General features: G+C 49.3%; 15 protein-coding genes, 1 pseudogene and 1 riboswitch. Of the genes and pseudogenes, 3 read left to right on the top strand and 13 right to left on the bottom strand.

The annotated features are described in order from the left end of the window. Nucleotides 1–2: 2 nt before the first annotated feature. The 4 genes and pseudogenes from kdpB to ACFSVM_RS15200 form a co-directional block, all read right to left on the bottom strand. Nucleotides 3–2027, bottom strand: a complete 2025-nt coding sequence (gene kdpB, locus ACFSVM_RS15215; RefSeq protein ID WP_379263165.1) for a potassium-transporting ATPase subunit KdpB — start codon at nt 2025–2027, stop codon at nt 3–5. A 60-nt stretch (nt 2028–2087) separates the two neighbouring features. After that, nucleotides 2088–3756, bottom strand: a pseudogene (gene kdpA / locus ACFSVM_RS15210) (potassium-transporting ATPase subunit KdpA). Nucleotides 3757–3825: 69 nt separating this feature from the next. Then, entirely contained in the window at nt 3826–3903 is a 78-nt protein-coding gene (gene kdpF, locus ACFSVM_RS15205) for a K(+)-transporting ATPase subunit F (protein ID WP_370510332.1), read from the bottom strand. A 132-nt stretch (nt 3904–4035) separates the two neighbouring features. Continuing rightward, the gene (locus ACFSVM_RS15200; protein ID WP_379263163.1) at nt 4036–4431 is read right to left on the bottom strand and encodes a hypothetical protein; all 396 of its coding nucleotides are present in this window, start codon (nt 4429–4431) and stop codon (nt 4036–4038) included. Nucleotides 4432–4568: 137 nt separating this feature from the next. Further along, a riboswitch (cyclic di-AMP (ydaO/yuaA leader) is annotated at nt 4569–4737 on the bottom strand. Nucleotides 4738–5102: 365 nt separating this feature from the next. On the opposite strand from ACFSVM_RS15200, the gene ACFSVM_RS15195 reads away from it, so the two are divergent. Then, on the top strand, nt 5103–5549 hold the full coding sequence (locus ACFSVM_RS15195) for a hypothetical protein (RefSeq protein WP_379263161.1): 447 nt from the start codon (nt 5103–5105) through the stop codon (nt 5547–5549). Nucleotides 5550–5692: 143 nt separating this feature from the next. Here the strand turns inward: ACFSVM_RS15195 and ACFSVM_RS15190 are convergent, their stop codons facing one another. From ACFSVM_RS15190 to ACFSVM_RS15175, 4 genes are all read right to left on the bottom strand, one after another. Continuing rightward, nucleotides 5693–7366: an NAD(P)H-hydrate dehydratase gene (locus tag ACFSVM_RS15190; RefSeq protein ID WP_379263159.1), complete on the bottom strand. Its 1674-nt coding sequence runs from the start codon at nt 7364–7366 to the stop codon at nt 5693–5695. A 68-nt stretch (nt 7367–7434) separates the two neighbouring features. After that, nucleotides 7435–8067: an NAD(P)-dependent oxidoreductase gene (locus ACFSVM_RS15185; RefSeq protein ID WP_379263157.1), complete on the bottom strand. Its 633-nt coding sequence runs from the start codon at nt 8065–8067 to the stop codon at nt 7435–7437. A gap of 255 nt (nt 8068–8322) precedes the next feature. Next, a complete protein-coding gene (locus tag ACFSVM_RS15180) occupies nt 8323–9546 on the bottom strand; it encodes a threonine synthase (RefSeq protein ID WP_090725753.1) in 1224 nt (407 codons plus the stop codon). Between the two features lie 312 nt (nt 9547–9858). Continuing rightward, nucleotides 9859–10260 carry a GNAT family N-acetyltransferase gene (locus ACFSVM_RS15175; protein WP_090725755.1) on the bottom strand — a complete coding sequence of 134 codons (402 nt, stop codon included), beginning with the start codon at nt 10258–10260 and terminating at the stop codon, nt 9859–9861. A 266-nt stretch (nt 10261–10526) separates the two neighbouring features. Here ACFSVM_RS15175 and ACFSVM_RS15170 point away from each other — a divergent pair, with 266 nt between their 5' ends. Then, entirely contained in the window at nt 10527–11438 is a 912-nt protein-coding gene (locus ACFSVM_RS15170) for a hypothetical protein (protein WP_143042129.1), read from the top strand. A gap of 83 nt (nt 11439–11521) precedes the next feature. Here the strand turns inward: ACFSVM_RS15170 and ACFSVM_RS15165 are convergent, their stop codons facing one another. From ACFSVM_RS15165 to ACFSVM_RS15145, 5 genes are all read right to left on the bottom strand, one after another. Then, nucleotides 11522–11776, bottom strand: a complete 255-nt coding sequence (locus ACFSVM_RS15165; protein WP_090725759.1) for a YezD family protein — start codon at nt 11774–11776, stop codon at nt 11522–11524. 101 nt (nt 11777–11877) lie between these two features. Next, nucleotides 11878–12741 carry a sulfate ABC transporter permease subunit CysW gene (cysW, locus tag ACFSVM_RS15160; protein ID WP_379263154.1) on the bottom strand — a complete coding sequence of 288 codons (864 nt, stop codon included), beginning with the start codon at nt 12739–12741 and terminating at the stop codon, nt 11878–11880. A gap of 12 nt (nt 12742–12753) precedes the next feature. Continuing rightward, nucleotides 12754–13590: a sulfate ABC transporter permease subunit CysT gene (gene cysT / locus ACFSVM_RS15155; protein ID WP_090725762.1), complete on the bottom strand. Its 837-nt coding sequence runs from the start codon at nt 13588–13590 to the stop codon at nt 12754–12756. Between the two features lie 119 nt (nt 13591–13709). Next, nucleotides 13710–14753 carry a sulfate ABC transporter substrate-binding protein gene (locus ACFSVM_RS15150; protein WP_379263152.1) on the bottom strand — a complete coding sequence of 348 codons (1044 nt, stop codon included), beginning with the start codon at nt 14751–14753 and terminating at the stop codon, nt 13710–13712. Between the two features lie 366 nt (nt 14754–15119). Further along, nucleotides 15120–16925 (bottom strand): rhamnogalacturonan lyase, encoded by a 1806-nt coding sequence (locus ACFSVM_RS15145; protein WP_379263419.1) that lies wholly within the window; start codon nt 16923–16925, stop codon nt 15120–15122. A gap of 367 nt (nt 16926–17292) precedes the next feature. Between ACFSVM_RS15145 and ACFSVM_RS15140 the strand changes: the two genes are divergently transcribed. Continuing rightward, nucleotides 17293–18234 (top strand): class I SAM-dependent methyltransferase, encoded by a 942-nt coding sequence (locus tag ACFSVM_RS15140; protein WP_379263150.1) that lies wholly within the window; start codon nt 17293–17295, stop codon nt 18232–18234. The last annotated feature ends 7 nt before the right edge of the window (nt 18235–18241 follow it).

Genomic DNA, 18241 nt, shown 5'->3' with positions numbered 1-18241 from the left:
TCCTATACCCAAATGTGTACAATCAAGTCAATTATTTTGATACCGATAAACGGAGCAATGACACCGCCGACACCATAGATCAGCAAATTCTGGCGAAGCAGGCCTGCCGTGCTCATTGGTTTATACCGAATCCCCCTCATCGCCAGCGGAATCAGCAGCGGAATAATAATCGCATTAAAGATAAGCGCAGACAGGATGGCAGATGATGGTGAGCCCAGCTTCATGATGTTAAGTGCTTCAAGCTGAGGAATAGCCAGCATGAACATCGCCGGAATAATGGCAAAATACTTGGCGATATCATTGGCGATACTGAACGTCGTCAGCGCTCCGCGTGTCATCAGCAGCTGCTTCCCGATCGCGACCACCTCAATAATCTTGGAGGGATCAGAATCAAGATCGACCATATTGGCCGCCTCCTTGGCAGCAACCGTACCACTGTTCATCGCAATCCCTACATCCGCTTGGGCCAATGCCGGTGCGTCATTCGTCCCGTCTCCCGTCATCGCTACGAGCTTGCCTTCCGCCTGCTCTCGTCGAATCACAGCGATCTTATCCTCTGGGGTACTTTCCGCAATGTAATCATCCACTCCGGCCTCTCTGGCGATGGTTGCTGCGGTCAGCGGATTGTCACCTGTACACATGATGGTCTTGATCCCCATCTCACGCATCTGATCAAAGCGCTCTTTCATCCCTGGCTTGACCGTATCCTTCAGATAGATCAGTCCGTAAATTTTACTGTCGACTGCAACTGCGAGCGGGGTCCCTCCGGCCGTTGCAATGGCATCACTTTTCGTATCCAGGTTAGACGGGATGCTTCCCCCTTGCTCCTTCACCCATTTTTTAATGGAATCTACTGCGCCCTTTCGTACCCGTCTTCCATCAGGAAGATCCAGCCCGCTCATTCTTGTCTCGGCTCTAAAAGGTACAAACTCCCCTTTAGCCGCATGTTCATCCATCGTGATCGACATCTTCTTCATGAGCTCCAGCACCGATCGCCCTTCCGGTGTCTCATCTTTCACTGAGCTGACGGCCGACCAGTACACAAGGGATTGCTGCGTCTCATCTCCAACCGGTACAAACTCACTTGCCATTCGGTTACCATAAGTGATCGTACCCGTCTTATCCAATATAATGGTGCTCACATCCCCTGAAGCTTCCACGGCCTTACCAGACATCGCCAGCACATTAAACTGAGTAACCCGATCCATGCCTGCAATCCCGATAGCAGACAGCAGACCGCCGATGGTTGTCGGAATCAGACAGACCAGCAGAGCGATAAGGATTGGAATTTCCAGCTGGATTCCCAGATAATCCGCATAAATCGGAAGTGTAACAACAACGAGCAGGAAGATAATCGTAAGACTCATCAGCACGGTGTTTAGCGCAATCTCATTCGGTGTCTTCTGTCGCTTGGCACCTTCCACCAGGGAGATCATCCGGTCAAGGAACGACTCTCCCGGATCACTCGTAATCCGGACCTTAATCTGGTCACTGACAACTCTTGTTCCGCCCGTCACCGAGCTGAAATCCCCGCCAGCCTCCTTAATGACGGGTGCCGATTCTCCCGTAATTGCTGATTCATCGACGGAAGCCAGCCCTTCAATCACTTCGCCATCACCCGGTATCAGCTCGCCTTCTCTCACAAACACGACATCGCCTTTACGGAGCTCTGAAGAGGATACCACCTTGATATGATCGCCAGCCACCTTGTTTGCCTTAATGTCCTGCTTAGTCTGCTTCAGGCTGTCGGCCTGTGCTTTCCCCCGCCCTTCAGCAAGCGCCTCGGCAAAATTAGCGAACCAGACCGTGATCAGCAGGATCACCGTGACGGTTAGATTAAATCCCCGTGAGCCTTCTGTACCGAGCAGATCCGGAAACAGGGTCAACAGTAACGAGATCACCATACCCACTTCGACGACGAACATGATCGGATTTTGCAGCATCACCTTCGGATTCAATTTATAGACAGCTTCAAGCATCGCTCTCTGCACGAGCTTCTTGTTCAGCATTGATTTCTTTTGTCCCATTGACGAACGTTCCTCCATTCAAATAAGAGCTTTAACTTTTATAAGAAAATCATTCCTGCACTATCTGCTCAGCGTCAAATGCTCTGCAATCGGCCCAAGCACCATCGCTGGGAGATAAGTAAGTGCCCCTACAATCAGTACCGTACCAACAAAGACCGCGGCAAACAAATAGGTGTCCGTTCTAAATGTACCTGAGGTCACCGGGATGCTCTTCTTGACAGCCAGTGATCCTGCAACCGCCAGCAGGAGCACAATGGAGAGATATCTGCCCAAGTACATGACAATTCCGGTAGAAATGTTCCAGAACGGTGTAGCATCTCCCAAGCCTTCAAATCCGGAGCCATTATTGGCGGCTGATGAAGTGTACTCATACAGCACCTGTGACAGACCATGGTATCCGGGATTCGATATCGTGTCCGCATTGGTGAACAGCGCCAGCGCTGTAGGAGCCAGAATGAGCAGCGGCTGAATCAGCAGGCTGATCGCAATCAGCTTGATCTCTTTGCCCTCCAGCTTCTTGCCGAGAAATTCAGGGGTGCGTCCCACCATAAGACCGGATAAAAAGACAGCAATGAGTGCGTACATGAGCACGTTCAGGAAGCCGGCTCCCATACCGCCGAACACCGTGTTCAGCATCATATTAGCCAAAGTGACCAGTCCGCCAAGCGGTGTCAGTGTATCATGCATCGTGTTGACTGCTCCTGTCTCGGAGGCGGTCGTTACGACCGAATAGAGAGAAGACAAGGCCACACCGAAGCGGGATTCTTTCCCCTCCATGCTGCCGCCTTCCTGCTGAACCCCCACAGCCTCAATCGCAGGATTACCGTTCGCTTCAGCACCGAGTGATACCCCCATCAGCACGAGAAACATAATTGCTGGAGACGAACAGGACACGTCCCTGCTTCTTGTTCCCCACCATTTTGCCATAAGCGAAGGGCAGGGACACCGGGAACAGAAGCATCAGCACCATCTGCAGCAGGTTCGTAAATCCATTAGGATTTTCAAACGGATGAGCCGAGTTTACTCCGAAAAATCCACCGCCGTTATTCCCCACCTGTTTAATGGACAGGAAAGAGCCTACCGGACCTCTCACAATTTCCTGGACTGCACCCTCCAGCGTCGTTACTGCTGCTGTTGCTTTTAACGTCTGTGGAACGCCCGCCGCAACGAACAGAATAGCTGATACAAAAGCAACCGGAAGCAATACCCTTGTTATACTTCGAACGACATCCACGAAGAAGTTACCGAGCGGCTTACCCGTAAGTCCTCTAATAAATGCGATCGCGACCGCAAAAGCCGAAGCCGGTGCAGTGAACATCATGAACACAATGGCGATCATCTGTGATAAATAGCTGAGACCGGATTCTCCGCTGTAATGCTGCAGATTCGTATTGGTCATGAAGCTGATCGCCGTATTAAAAGCAAGCGTAGGCTCCATACCCGCAACACCGCTCGGGTTCAGCGGCAGATGAGCCTGTATCCGAAAGATCAGATAGACGAGTACGATCATGACCGTATTACTGATAACAAAGGAAGCTGCGTACTGCTTCCAGGTTTGATTCGTCTCCTTGATGCCGCTGACAGCATAGAGGGGTCTCTCTATCCATCTGAACCACGGATCGATCCGGGTTGGTTCATAACGAAATGCACTTGCAATATATAGACCTGCAGGACGAGCCAGCAGGAGCACGACCGCTAGGGTCACACAGACGGAAATAACGGTTAACATATCGACTTATCAGCCTCCTGGTAGTTATCATTAACTCATTGTTAGTCGAATTAATTTCTTAATTCGGTTTCAAAATTTCTCTGGGTTAAGCAGTGCGTAGACCAAATAAATGAATACAGCAGCTGCAATAGCGAGCAGCACCCACATCATTTTTGTTCGCTCCCTTCCGAAGTGATTTTGTCTGAGCCTTTGATAACTCCGATTGAAATAAGCGTCAACAAGCTGATCAATACAATCATGATAAAATCCAGCATTTGCTTAGCACCTCCCGATTCCGGTTTAGAGTAAGAAAGAGCAGTCGCTGCCGCGGCTGTAGATGACATGTGTCGCACCAAGCCCTCTGTAGATGAGCCGCGGTTTGCTTCGCTCTGTAATGACATAAATTGGCTTACAAGTCCATGACCGGCAAACTTGGATATACTTACAGCACACCGGCAGACTCTCCTCGAACAGAAATACATTACCTACATGGAAATCAGGCGGCTCAGGTGCTTGTTCAGAGAAATCCACTTGGATGACCGGCTCCGCATAGAGCCTTTGCATTTCTTTACGCTCATGTTCAGAGCTGACCAAGATGGCAAACGGCAAACCCTTTATGAGCAGGGTCTTTATAAAGGATCTGCCCGGCTTGCTCCCGGCCGATACGATGATGACGTCGTCGTCTTCAACGGACATCTGTTCATTCCCTCCTGTTTTCTCCCTTCCATCCGGCCATAAAAAAAGAAGCTGAGCTAGAGAAATCTCTCTCGCGCAGCTTCTTATTCGCAGGCAGGCGGGAACAAGCCGCTGCCACTTAAGAGCTCGGATATAAGAAAGTCTCTCTAGATACGCTGACGAGGTTAGCTGTCGGATTCGGGCGTGAGAGTCGCCCTACCTATACGAAGCACAAATTCTATGCTCTTTAGGATTCACCCCTAGAAGCCCTTATGGCAGGCCTCACTGGTTCCCCCGCTCCTTTTAAGGATTAAGCGGTTTGAAATTGAATGACGCAAAGCTTTTATGCCATGAATCATAATCCTCACCGGATGTGCTGTAAAGAAAGTCCGGTACTCATATAAGACGAATTTCAACTCATTGACTTCGCATAGGGGATTGTTATCTTGATTATTCTCTTCGTTACTCTCTCTAACTCCAATTTCCTTTCTTTTTGCGTAAGACGCTGACAACGATAGATAAAGCTCTGATCGATCGAGATTAGCCTTTAATTAACCGCTTACTTTCATCCATTTCGTCCGATTTGATGAAAATCCGGTTTTTTTAGAACAAGAGTCATTTTACTCCTCGGTGGCATCTGCTATATGATGATCAACATAATAATGAGGATGATTAATGGAGGATGAATGCTCGTGGCACTCGCCTATATGGGGAATAATTCAGTACCTGCTTACCAGACGGATGCGATCAGCTCGATGGAAATCATACGCTATGATTCACGCCGGCTTCCTTATTTGACAGAGGAGAAACATCATTACTGCGGATTATTTAAAATAACCTGCGGGACGGCACACGGTTTTGCCGAATTTGAGCTGCCACAGGAGAGTGCTCCGGGGGATCTGATCCCATGGATCTCTGTGTTTGCCGTACTGAAGGAGCTGACCGTGGGGCAGGCCAAGCTCTGTGTTGCAGATCATGAGCAGGAATGGGGAATGGAACGGACCCGAATAGCCGAGGAAGCACTCGCAGATCTGCAAATGATGCAGGAAGCGGACGAAGATCTGCATTCTATCATAAGCTCCAGACTGCTCGTTCGTTCTTTTTTGATGGAGTATGGGCTGACGTATTATTCCTTCTAGATTCCCATGATGATAAAACCCGCGGCGGTTAGATACACTTCAATTCAGAACGTAAAAAGGACACGCTTCTGCGTGTCCTTAAATTTGACTTGTAGATCTATCTGCAGGCGCCTTACCGGCGGATCCTTGCCAATAACGCTGTATTACAATGCGTCAATAATGTCGCCGGCGGTAATGCCTCCCGGATGATGCCGCTTGTAAGCAGCACGTTCTCCGGAGAGTCCGTGCAGATATACACCATATGCTGCTGCCTGCTCAGCGCTCCAACCTTGGGCCAATAGACCCGCTATGATGCCGGTCAGCACGTCCCCCGCCCCTCCGGTTCCCATGCCGGGATGTCCGGTCAGGTTAATATAGGTGCTGCCTGAAGGAGCAGCAACGACCGTGCGCGAGCCCTTGAGCACAAGGATAACGCCTGTACGCTCTGCATATGCTTCCGCATGGGTAATCCGATCTCGCTGGACGTCCTTCGTAGATATCCCCATCAATCGAGCCATCTCCCCTGGATGCGGCGTCAGAATGAGCGGTGCAGTCCGGGACATCCCTAGGAAGAAATCCTCCCCTCCTGCTGCAGCCATATTGAGTGCATCGGCATCAAGTACAATAGGTACATCACATGCTTCAACAATGCGGCGAAGCCACCTTGTATCTCCCTCAAAGCGCCCAAGCCCCGGCCCAATGGCCAGCACATCCTTGCCCTCCGCAAGCTGTATAACTCGCTCGGCTGACTCCTCCGTCCACAGCCCGTCATTTCCTCTCACCGCATCGGCGAGCATCAGCTCAGGCACCTTGCCGATGACATGCAGCATCAGCTCGTAAGGCAGCGCCCAAGTGGCAAGACCGCAGCCTGACCGGAGCGAAGCACGCGCACTAAGAAGCCCGGCCCCGCTCATGGCAAGTGTCCCGGCAGTAAGCAGCACATGTCCATAGGTTCCCTTATGCCCTTCTCCTGATCTTCGGAGCGCCAGATTCATTCCAAGCGACCCTTCCAGCACCTCTTCTGTAAGGACTTGTACAGTTCCGCCCTGATCCGCTGCGAGCTTAGAAGGAATCCCAATGGATCTTACAACGATGCGGCCTGCTGCCTCTGCACCGGGATACTGAGTCAGTCCGCGTTTCAACAACCCGAAGCACACTGTTATCTCTGCCCGGATATGAGGCTCATAGAGCTCTCCCGTATCTGCATTTAAACCGCTTGGAATATCAGCTGAGACAATAGGGAGTCCGCTCTCATTAGCCTCACGGATCAAGGCTGCATAAGCCTTGCGCGGCGCACCGTTGCTTCCAGTACCCAGCAGCGCATCTACAATACCGGTAACGCCATGAAATGACAGCGGCTCCTTCTCGCTATATACGACTGCCGGAATGCTGTATGCCGCAGCCGCATCCCTTTGAAGTGCAGCATCCTGCTCCAGCGTTGAAGCTGAAACAGCATAAACAATCGTTACTTTCATACCTGCCTCTTGCAAGTGCCGCGCGCACACGAGCCCATCGCCGCCGTTATTTCCTTTTCCAGTGAGTATATACCAATGTTCCTGGCTTCGGTCATTGATGTGTAATGTCTCTTCAGTACGAATCGTACCTCTCACACCACGCCACTCTTCAAATGCTCTGCGATGGTTATCCTCATCTTCCTGCAATGGGTCCCCCGGTGTTCTCCGATCTATCCGCCCATTCTGCGCTTCACGGCACAGCTTCACCACTTCTTCGGCGAGTGCCTTGCCTGCATTCTCCATCAGGCTTGCCGAAGGAACGCCGATCTTCTCGATTACGATGTGATCAAGCTCACGCATCTGCTTCGCGGTTACAACATACATCTTTGTCCAGCCCCTCCTATCAAAAAGAGCGAGGGATCTATACCTCGCTCGCTAAGATGAACTTTCTTCTAATAGGCCACGGTAAATCGGGACCCGCTGAAATACGGATCATCCGCTTCATCCACCATAGCCGCTGCATAATCTTCGACAGATATTCGGCTCTGCCCTGCTTCATCCAGAATAAGACGATCTGTGCCAATTCGGAAATTGCCTGTACGGCGGCCAGGTTCAATCGTTGCTGCCGGACTCAAATAAGTCCAGTCCAGATCGGACTCCTCGTAAATATGAAATGCATCCCGATGTGCGAGCGCCAGCGGTCTAACCTCTTCGGGAAATTCCGGAGTCTCCATCAGCGGCACTCCGCTATCGGTCAGCAGACTGCCTGCTCCGCCAACGACAAGGAGACGCTGGGCTCCACTGTTTCGAATGCCCTCGACAAGGGAGCGTGCGGCCTCGACCAATTCCTCTTCCTTACCGAACTCAGGACCGTATGCGCTAATAACCACATCATGTCCCTTCACGGCTTCAGCAACTGATTCAGGCTTAAGAATGTCGCCCTCGATGATGGTGAGTCCCTCACGCTTCTCGTTAAACTTAAACCGATTACGCACAATCGCAGTTACCGTCATTTTTCTTCCCAACGCTTCATCCAAGATCGCTTGTCCAATCGTTCCCGTTGCTCCAAATAAAGCTATGTTCATATTATTCAGTCCTCATTTCTGTTCTATGCTAGTGTAAGCTTACTTTATATTAATCAGGTACGCTCTCTATTAAAACGTCAATTGTTTACATCTCCTGCTCCATGGCTTAGTTATGCTTCTCTCATCCACAAAAGATACGCCAAGCAATATTAGAAACGATCCCTTTTCACCAAACACTATTCGATATTCACAAGAAAAGCCATCTTGCCCAACTGGAGCGAGATGGCTTCCTACTAATAATTTGTATATGTTCTATTATGTCAGCGCCTTAGGAATCGTATCTCCCGGGTTCAGCAGCGGAACATCGCCGGATATCGTTTCCGGATACTTAATGCCCGTACCCGTATTGAGGACAATCACCTTCTCGTTGTCCTGAATCCATCCGTTAGCCCGAAGTATACGTGCGGCAGCAAAAGCAGCAGCACCTTCCGGACAAATGAACGATCCTTCCAACCGGGCTGACAAACGCTGTTCAGACAGAATTTCCTCTTCCGTTACAGCGATGGCAGCTCCATCCGTCTCATATATGGCATCCAGTACAAGAAAATCTCCAATCGCTTTGGGTACATTAATACCAAAGGCAATCGTCTCCGAGTCGGACCAGAATTCCGATTCAGACGCATTCTGCTCCCAAGCTTTCACAATTGGAGCACAGCCAGCAGCCTGTACAGCTACCAGCTTCGGCAGACGACCGGTTATAAAGCCCAATTCTTGAAGTTCTAGCAGACCCTTAAAGATTCCGATCAAGCCGACACCGCCGCCTGTCGGATACAGAATAACGTCCGGCATCTGCCAGCCCAGCTGTTCTGCAATCTCCAGTCCCATCGTCTTCTTGCCCTCAATCCGATAAGGCTCCTTAAGCGTGGATGCATCGTAGATCCCCTCTGATCGGACCTTATCTGCAACAATCTTGCCTGCATCACTGATTAGTCCGTTCACGAGGTACAAATCCGCACCTGCGGCAATACATTCATTACGCGTAATCAGCGGCGCGTCAACAGGCATTACAATGGTTGCCTGAATTCCGGCACGAGCTGCATATAAGGACCAGGCTGCGCCCGCATTCCCATTCGTCGGCATTGCAAATTTGGATACGCCAAGCTCTTTGGCTTTGGATATACCAACGGCAGCACCACGTGACTTGAATGACCCGCTCGGAGTCAAGCCTTCATCCTTCATATACAGCTGAGGAATCGCCATATCCATCCCGAGACTCGGCATACGAAGCAGCGGTGTCATCCCCTCACCCAATGTAATCACATGCTCCGGTTCCCTTACAGGAAGCAGCTCATGGTATCTCCACAGGTTCATCTCCCTGCCTAGTAAAGATTCAGGGTTCCATACCTTCTTAAGACTATCCAGATCGTATCTGGCGTTTAACGGAGATCCGCAAGTGCACAGTTGTTGAACGCCGGTTGTATGATATATCAGTCCGCACTTTGGACATTCCAAATGACTCAAATAGCTGTATTGTCCCATATGAACATACATCTCCTCACTTTTATAACGACCTAAGTGACGTGAAAAAGATTAGTGCTATGAATGTAAATAAGTCTTCACTTTCTATTACAGAGTGAGGACACAGTAATATCTTGATGCAGCCTATTTACTACTCTGTAATGATGAGCAATGAGCTAAAAAAATGGCCTCCTATTGCTTCTGAAACATCTCAGAATATAAGGGGCCGTTTACAATCATTCGCATCTAAAATGTATATCTATCATCTTTTCATAGTGAAAGTTGTTTGTCAATGCGGCCAAAAGTCTTATTCCCTCTTATTTACATTATTCTCTATTTTTGTTTCCAATGCATGCCTGCAGATTCCGGTGCGGAATGTGTAAATCCATACTGCTCATATAACCGATCAGCCGGGATATCGGCCAGAAGTGACACGAGGCCCTTCTCAGGGACATGCTCATCCAGGTATTTTCGAATCTCTCCCATAATGGTCTTCCCATATCCTTTGCCCTGGTAATCGGGATGAACGGCAATATCTGTCACGAAAAACTGTAATCCACCGTCGCCGACAACCCTGCCCATGCCGATAAGCTTGCCTTCTTCCATTAAACTGACCGCGAACAGCGTATTCGGCAGTCCTTTCTGAGCACCCTCAAGACTCATCACAGACAGGCCCGCAGCTTTTCGAAGATCCAAATAGTCTTGTGGCGAAGGAATCTGGTATGTAACTTCCATGTCTATAGTCCACCCCATATGATTTTTTTAGTAAAAGTAACTCCATTTCATACCTTATTAAAACGATAAATTTGATTCCAATATACTGCCTCTCTAGACTTACCATATTACGAATTAATTATTTCAGGCTGCTCCATAACTCGATCTAATCCACGAAGCTAGTTTACGATATTTATAGCAATAAAGAAAACACACGTTCCTTTTCTGCATGCTTCTCATGTTTAATTTTTCCCACGTTCCCTTTTCGACTTGAAAACCCCTGGTTCGTGTGCAATAGTGAGAGAAGGTATCGCCGCTATTCGTGTAAAGGAGGGAGAAGCCTGAGCTCTATTGTACAAATTGACGGCATCTCGCTGTCCGCACAGGTGATTGCTATTGCCGCCTTCATAATCGTGCTGCTGCTGTGGCTCTACATATATCATGCATCCAGCTTGCGACAGGGCAAGTACCGACGAATGGATGATCTTCAGGACACGCTCTACACCTACTCCAAGCTTGCAGGACATTTGACCCTGGGGCTGAAGAATGACGGTCTTCCCGGGGAGCCTCTGCACGGAGCACTTATCCTTGCACTTCAGGAGAGCAAATCCGCACCCTGCCTCACGCCGCATCTGAGAGAGCAGATTCAGGCCTGCCTTGCAGAAGGAGACGAAGCAGGGCTCCAATTACTCTCACGTTCGCTAGAGCGGGAAATGACCCGGCTGGCTGCCGAACGAGACCGATTGTTCTCTTCCGTGCACTCCCCAAGATGGGGGCAAGCACTATGGCAGATTATCCAGCCTCTGTTCGCCCCCCTTGCAGCGGTAGGTATCGCTGTTCTGTTGTACCAGTTCATGACAGGAGCAAGAGATATTACCGAGGGAAGCTCGGCATGGGAATGGGTGTTGCTGAGCGCAAGACTTGTATCCGGCATGATATCAATCGCATACGTTTATATCCTCATCTTGATGAGGCCGCGTACGGCCGCCGGATTAATAACCAATCTGCTGTCCTTAGCCATTATTCTGGCGGCACTATTTCATCTGATCGGGCTTGCTGCTGCTCCTTATGTTCTGGGAGGACAGCTGATTCTGTTCCTGCTCGGATTCAAATGGAGCAAACCGCCTTCCCGCAAAGAACGGCCTTATGCCGGGCAATTCGCAGCCATGGACAAGCAAGATTCACAGCTCTATCGTTAGCACAACCTAAATAAGCAGCTCCCCTGGCTTCTGTAGAATCCAGGGGAGCTGCTTATTTTCATTTCAACATACAAGAATAATGTTTATGAAGACCCAGATTTGCGCAGTGCACGCGGACCACTCGCTACGGAGTCAGCTGATCCTGCAGCTGCACTGCGAGGTTTGCCCGATTTAGAGGTATTGGAAGATGTGTTCTCATAACGTTTGCGCTCGGTCCGCTCCATCTGCACAATCTGTCCTTCATGGACAATGATGGACAAGGAGCCAAATTCCATTTCATTCAACAAACTGGCGATACGATCCATCCACACTTCATCGACTTTTAGCGGTTTAGTCATTATTAACGCCTCCTATTAAATCGGGCCTATTAGCGTACCCTGCTTACTTATTCAAACCTATAGCTCGAATCTGCAGGAACACACCCTGACTTCAGAAAGCTCTAATGCGTACCCTTCCTTGTAAACCAGCTCTTGAGTATAAGTGTAATAAGGGCAAGCACGAGCAGCAGGGATGCAACCGCAAATGAAGCGGCGAACTGATACTCGTTATACAGAATTTCCACGTGGAGCGGCAGCGTATTCGTCAGTCCGCGAATGTGACCCGATACGACAGACACCGCTCCGAATTCCCCCATCGCTCTGGCATTACACAAGATGACACCGTACAGCAGCCCCCATTTAATATTAGGAAGCGTCACCTGGAAGAACACTCTCCAGCCCTTGGCTCCCAGCATCACAGCGGCTTCTTCCTCCTGTGTTCCCTGATCCTCCATCAGCGGGATCAACTCGCGTGCTACAAATGGGAACGTGATGAACAAAGTCGCAAGCACAATACCCGGAACAGCAAAAATGATGCTCACATTCCATGATTCTAATAAAGGTCCCAGCCACCCGTGAGATCCAAAGACAAGAACAAGCATCAAGCCGGCCACAACAGGTGAGATGGAGAAGGGCAGATCGATCAAGGTAATGAGCAGACCCTTCCCGCGAAATTGGAATTTCGTAATAACCCAAGCGGCCGCAATCCCGAACACCGTATTCAGCGGCACAGTAATCACAGCGACCAGCAGTGTAAGTCTAAGCGCAGACAGCGCATCCGGATCCGAGAGTGCAGCAAAGAACACCCCAACCCCCTGTTTCAGCGCTTCAGCAATAACAATAACCAGCGGCAAAATCAGCAGCCAGCCCATAACGAGTATGGCTGCTCCGATGAGCGCCCACTTCACCCAAGGCGCTTCAGTCGTCGCCCGGGACTGGCTCTTATTCGTCCGTGTAGTTGCTCCTACAGGTACGGTTCCTGCCATAATCTATTCCTCCTATTTGCGGGATGTCTTCCGGCTCCAGCGCTGTAATGTATTAATAAGAAACAACAGAACGAAGGAGACGATAAGCAGCAGCAGCGCAACCGCTGTTGCCCCTGCATAATCAAACCGCTCAAGCTGGGTCATGATGAGGAGCGGAGCAATCTCCGTCTTCATCGGCATGTTGCCTGAAATGAACACAACCGAGCCGTATTCACCGATTCCTCTCGCGAATGCAAGAGCAAATCCGGTCAGCAAAGGAGGAATAAGCTCTGGCAGAACGACCTTCCGAAAAGTAAGCCAGCGTCCAGCTCCCAGAGTAGCCGCCGCTTCTTCTACATCCTTCTCCAGTTCAGCCAGTACTGGCTGGACTGTACGTACCACAAATGGAATACCGATGAACATCAGGGCAAGCGTAATCCCAAGCTGAGAGAATGCAATCTGAATTCCCAGCGGTTCAACAATGGAACCAATCCACCCGTTCGGTGCATAGAGTGCCGTAAGTGCCACACCCGCAACTGCCGTTGGAAGTGCAAAGGGCAGATCAATGATAGCATCAAATATTTTCTTGCCGGGGAACTCGTATCGAACCAGCACCCAGGCTAGCAGCAGCCCCAGAAACAAATTGGCGAATGCAGCGAAGCCTGCAGTGGTAAAGCTGACTCGGAAGGAAGCGAGAATTCGCGGATCCGTAGCCATCTCTGCAAACTTGGCCCAAGTGAGCCCTGTTGAATTAAACAGCAGTGCTGCAAGTGGAATTAAGACAACCAAACTTAAATACAGCACCGTAAACCCCATATTTATTCCAAAACCCGGAAGTACTCTGATCCGGGCCGTTCCTGCCCTGCTCATGCTTACTCATCCCTTCATGCCTCCAGTCGTCTCCGGTCGGCATCTCTAGTCTTGTATGGCTGCAATGTCGTGTTCATATGAATAGTAATGTAAGTTCATTGCTTCAATTGCTTCATTACCTAATTGCTTGGCACATAGATTTGAGAGAATATTCCCTTCTCGCTGAAATGCTTCTCTTGTGTTTCTTTCCATGTACCGAATACATCGTTCAGTGTGAACAGCTCAAGCTCTGGGAAATTCTCTTTATATTGTTCAGCAACAGCAGGAAGCGTCGGACGGTAAAAGTTCTCGGCGGCAATCTTCTGTCCTTCTTCACTGTACAAGTATTCAAGATAAGCCTCCGCCGCTTCCCGTGTTCCATTGGCATCTACATTCTTGTCTACTACGGCTACAGGAGGTTCAGCCAAAATACTGATCGATGGGTAGACAATATCGAATTTATCTGCACCTTGTTCCTTAATCGACAGCAAGGCCTCATTCTCCCATGCAAGCAGGACATCGCCTATTCCCCGTTCCACGAAGGTCGTTGTTGAACCTCGGGCTCCTGTATCAAGTACAGGCGTATGCTTAAACAGCTCTGTAATAAACTCCTTGGCCTTCGCTTCATCATTGTTGTTCTGCTTCAGGGCATAACCCCATGCGGCCAGATAATTCCAGCGTGCTCCTCCTGACGTCTGAGGATTCGGAGTTATGACCTCTACCCCTTCTTTAATGAGATCATCCCAATCCTGAATATCCTTCGGATTTCCTTTTCTTACGAGAAACACAATGGTTGATGTGTAAGGTGAACTATTAAGCTCATATTCATCCTGCCAGCCTGCATCAATAAGTCCAGCTTCTTCAATAGCATCAATATCATAGCCAAGAGCGAGAGTAACCACATCGGCTTTCAATCCGTCGATTACCGAACGGCTTTGTTTCCCTGAACCTCCGTGTGACTCATTAATTGTGACCTTCTGCCCCTTCTCTTTCTCCCAATAGGCAGCAAACGCCGCATTGTATTGTTCATACAGCTCACGAGTAGGATCATAGGACACATTCAGCAGCTTCAGAGAACCATTGCCCTCATTACCGCTTCCGCAAGCTGTAAGTGACATCGCAAGAGAAGCAGCGAGCAATACCCCAACACCTATTTTTAGACGGTTACGAACACCCTTTTTCATAGTAAACATCCTTTCTTTTATAGAAGCCGCCCATCTATTGAATAGTAAAAACGGAGGAACATGGCCCGCAATAGAAGGGTCAAACCGGTTATCATCCGTGTCTGCTGTTCTATGCTGCCGCTGCTCATCCGCTGCCCTGCGGTAGGCTGATAATATATCGTTTATTCCTACCTGTTTAGTATGTTATGTTACATTTTAATAACGCAGACCAGCGCTGTCAAACATTTTTTAACAATTATAGATAGGAAAAGATACGTGCTCTCTTTTTTCCAAATCTCGTTTCAATCCTCTCTAATCTATTGGGTCAACAAAAAAAGAACCGCACTAAAAATGCGGTCCTTCGATACCTGATTATTCAGTTCTTCGTTAAGGTCCTCCGACCAGTCGAATATTCGGTGCAGGCGGCGTGCTCATCCCCGTTCCCAAGTAGAAGCCGGTATGCGGCGGCTGATTGTAGGCCACATTTTGCCATGCGATGCCAAGACGGTAGATCGGGTCGTGCATCAAGGTGTAGATCCGCTGTTCTGTAACTGCGGTCGTTGTATAGATCCGAAGGGCTGTACTGTCGTCCGTTCGCCACACCGCTTCCTCGCGCCAGTCTCCCAGCAGATCAGCTTGAAGGTTTGGAGTCGCCTTCGTTCCATTATTGCTTGCTGCTCCTGTAGCAGTCAGCAGATTCGTTGTTGTGGATGTTTCATAATTCCATTTATCAATTCGGTTATTATCCAGCAGCTCCCTGCTCAGATCTCCGTCCCACCAGATTCCAAAATTCGTAGACGGTACCTTGTTAACAATAACCTGCCCCTTCGCTGTATACAGTACTCCGTTGGCCCAAACCTCCGCTCCTTTGTAACGAGGATCAATGTCTGAGGCCATTCCTCTGCCTATGTCCTTGGTCGTTGGTACTCCCCAGATTAAGGCCCCGGAATCGGCATCTCTGAATTCGATGCCCGCATTTGAAGGAACCTCATGAACCTGGAATACCTCAAGTCCAGCCCGATCCGGATCCAGATCGCTCAGGTGCATCGCATCGCCGTGGCCAAGTCCTGTCGTATACAAGCCCTGACCATTATCATCAACCGCCATTGCGCCATATATAATTTCATCTCTTCCATCGTTATCCACGTCGCCAACACTTAAATTATGATTCCCTTGACCGGCATAACCCGAATTCCCGGACGAATTGGAATCAAAGGTCCACCGCTTGGTGAGCTGACCATTTCTATAATCATAGGCTACTAGAACAGACCGGGTGTAGTATCCTCTCGCCATGACCAGACTCGGTCTTTCTCCATCAAGATAGGCAATGCCTGCAAGGAAGCGATCAACCCGATTGCCATAATTATCTCCCCAATTGCTTACGGTGCCGCGCGGCGGCTCGTAATTCACTGTAGTGAGCACTCGGCCCGTCTGGCCGTTAAATACGGTCAGATACTCCGGCCCCGATAATATATAGCCGCTGCTGTTCCGATAATCCTTGCTTCCATCACCGATGACCGTGCCTGCAGCGTCTTTGGTACCGTCAGCCGTTTTCATTGCAACTTCGGCCTTGCCGTCGCCATCCAGATCGTAGACCATAAACTGAGTATAATGCGCGCCTGCCCGAATATTTTTGCCGAGACTGATCCGCCAGAGTCTTGTTCCATCAAGCTTGTACGCATCAATAAATACTTCACCCGTATAGCCGCTCTGCGAATTGTCTTTGGCGTTCGACGGGTCCCATTTTACAATCAGCTCATATTTGCCGTCTCCATCCAGATCGCCCGCGCTCGCGTCATTGGCACTATACGTATAAGCTACACCGTCAGGGGTTGTCCCCCCAGCAGGCTTCACCAGAGGCACATTCAAATAGTTTGTTCCCCACACGCTTGCTGCCGGAGAAGCCGCCTGCTCCGTACCATTCACGACGGCTCTTACCGTATATTTCGAGCTTGTTGATCCCGCATTATCCTGCAGATTCGTACTGTTTGTTATTGGGGAGGAATTCACCTTCGTCCCATCCCGATACACATTGAATCCAACGTTAGAGCCTTCGGTTCCGAGAAGCCGCCAGCTGACGAATACACCTGTGCCTGTTTTTACAGCAACGACGCCTCGATCCAGGTACTCCATTTGTCTAGGATTTGCTGCTCTGGCGTCATCTGGCGATACACCAAAGCACCCACCAATCATGGCTGCACTGAGCATAGCGAGCCCGGCCGTTCGCCAGCTGCGTTTTTTGGTTAACATGACATAGCCTCCTTTAATTTAAGAAAACGATCTGCCTGGGATACCCATTATTGTAAGCGCTTTATATTGTGAGTAGAATTATATTTTATACAAGTAATTCCATAAATAGGTCCTTTATCATAAATCGTATTTAAATATCAGACTTTTTCGGGCAGGCAAAGGATATTGGCTATTGGAGGACACAAGTTTTACTCATAGGGGATGAATGCTTATACGAGATCGCGGTGCCCGGAATACAACTAAAGAAGAGCAAAGATATAAGTAAAGACCTGCAACCTGCGGCAGGCCTGTTAGAAAAGAGGGGATTTTCTTGAGAATCGATCTAGGCTGTGGACGGCAGAAATTTCCCGGATGCATCGGTATTGACTTGATTCCTTATGATGGGGTGGATCTGGTCCATAATATAAATGATCCTCTTCCGTTTAATGACAACAGTGCTGAATTTCTTATTGCTTCACACAGCCTTCAGTATGTACATGATCTGAATAACGTCTTGCGTGAGATTTACCGGGTATGTAAGCATAAAGCCATTGTATGTATCGTGGCTCCTTATGCCCACGTAACTGCCAATATGGTGAACCCGCTGTATAAACAGCAATTCAACGAGCATTCCCCCCGCTACTGGACACAGGATAATCACAAGCTGATTGGTGATGAGGAGCATTTCTTCTCCTGGCCATCCACATGGTCCCTCGCTGAACCGATCCCGGGAGCGGCTCCAATCGATTTAAGACTGATCCGAATGGAGTTTTTTTATTTCCCTGAATACGGAGCGTATGATGATCTGGAGCTCGTGCTCCTTCGGCAGAGCCAATTAAATGTGGCCTATCAAATTATGTATCATTTCCTTGTTATCAAGGAACCTGTATCATCACCCGATCTTGAAATGTGGGGATCCTGCGAATTGGAAGAGCCGCTGTACATTAAAGAACAGAGAGCTTCATTCCGAAATCTCCGCTATGGCGATCAATGGGTGCAGACAGAACATCTCTCCGCAATATTGGACGCAGATCACTCACGACATTCACATCATGTACTTGAAGGAAGCACCGCCCCATCCGCTCATGATCCTCATCCGGCTGTTCCAGAGCCTTCTCCTAATATCGCTCCCTTGGACAAGAAGCGTCCCCATAGATCCGGCAGGAGTACGAAGGCAAATCAATCTCGACTTTCCAGATACAGCAGATCAAAGAATGGGTCTGCCAAAAACAAATCAAGGATAAACAAGAAGAAGCCCGGGAAAAGGAATTGATTCCCCG

Origin of the sequence: Paenibacillus shunpengii (assembly GCF_042684905.1) — a bacterium.
GTDB lineage: Bacteria > Bacillota > Bacilli > Paenibacillales > Paenibacillaceae > Paenibacillus > Paenibacillus shunpengii.
Note: the sequence above shows the minus strand (reverse complement) of the source record. Positions and strands in the feature narration are given on the sequence as shown.

Coding starts and splice junctions, on each gene's coding strand:
- kdpB (WP_379263165.1), bottom strand. CDS start 2,027: ATGGGACAAAAGAAATCAATGCTGAACAAGAAGCTCGTGCAGAGAGCG.
- ACFSVM_RS15185 (WP_379263157.1), bottom strand. CDS start 8,067: ATGAACATAGCTTTATTTGGAGCAACGGGAACGATTGGACAAGCGATC.
- cysW (WP_379263154.1), bottom strand. CDS start 12,741: ATGGCAGGAACCGTACCTGTAGGAGCAACTACACGGACGAATAAGAGC.
- ACFSVM_RS15165 (WP_090725759.1), bottom strand. CDS start 11,776: ATGACTAAACCGCTAAAAGTCGATGAAGTGTGGATGGATCGTATCGCC.
- ACFSVM_RS15150 (WP_379263152.1), bottom strand. CDS start 14,753: ATGAAAAAGGGTGTTCGTAACCGTCTAAAAATAGGTGTTGGGGTATTG.
- ACFSVM_RS15200 (WP_379263163.1), bottom strand. CDS start 4,431: ATGTCCGTTGAAGACGACGACGTCATCATCGTATCGGCCGGGAGCAAG.
- cysT (WP_090725762.1), bottom strand. CDS start 13,590: ATGAGCAGGGCAGGAACGGCCCGGATCAGAGTACTTCCGGGTTTTGGA.
- ACFSVM_RS15180 (WP_090725753.1), bottom strand. CDS start 9,546: ATGGGACAATACAGCTATTTGAGTCATTTGGAATGTCCAAAGTGCGGA.
- ACFSVM_RS15175 (WP_090725755.1), bottom strand. CDS start 10,260: ATGGAAGTTACATACCAGATTCCTTCGCCACAAGACTATTTGGATCTT.
- ACFSVM_RS15145 (WP_379263419.1), bottom strand. CDS start 16,925: ATGATTGGTGGGTGCTTTGGTGTATCGCCAGATGACGCCAGAGCAGCA.
- kdpF (WP_370510332.1), bottom strand. CDS start 3,903: ATGTGGGTGCTGCTCGCTATTGCAGCTGCTGTATTCATTTATTTGGTC.
- ACFSVM_RS15190 (WP_379263159.1), bottom strand. CDS start 7,366: ATGTATGTTGTAACCGCGAAGCAGATGCGTGAGCTTGATCACATCGTA.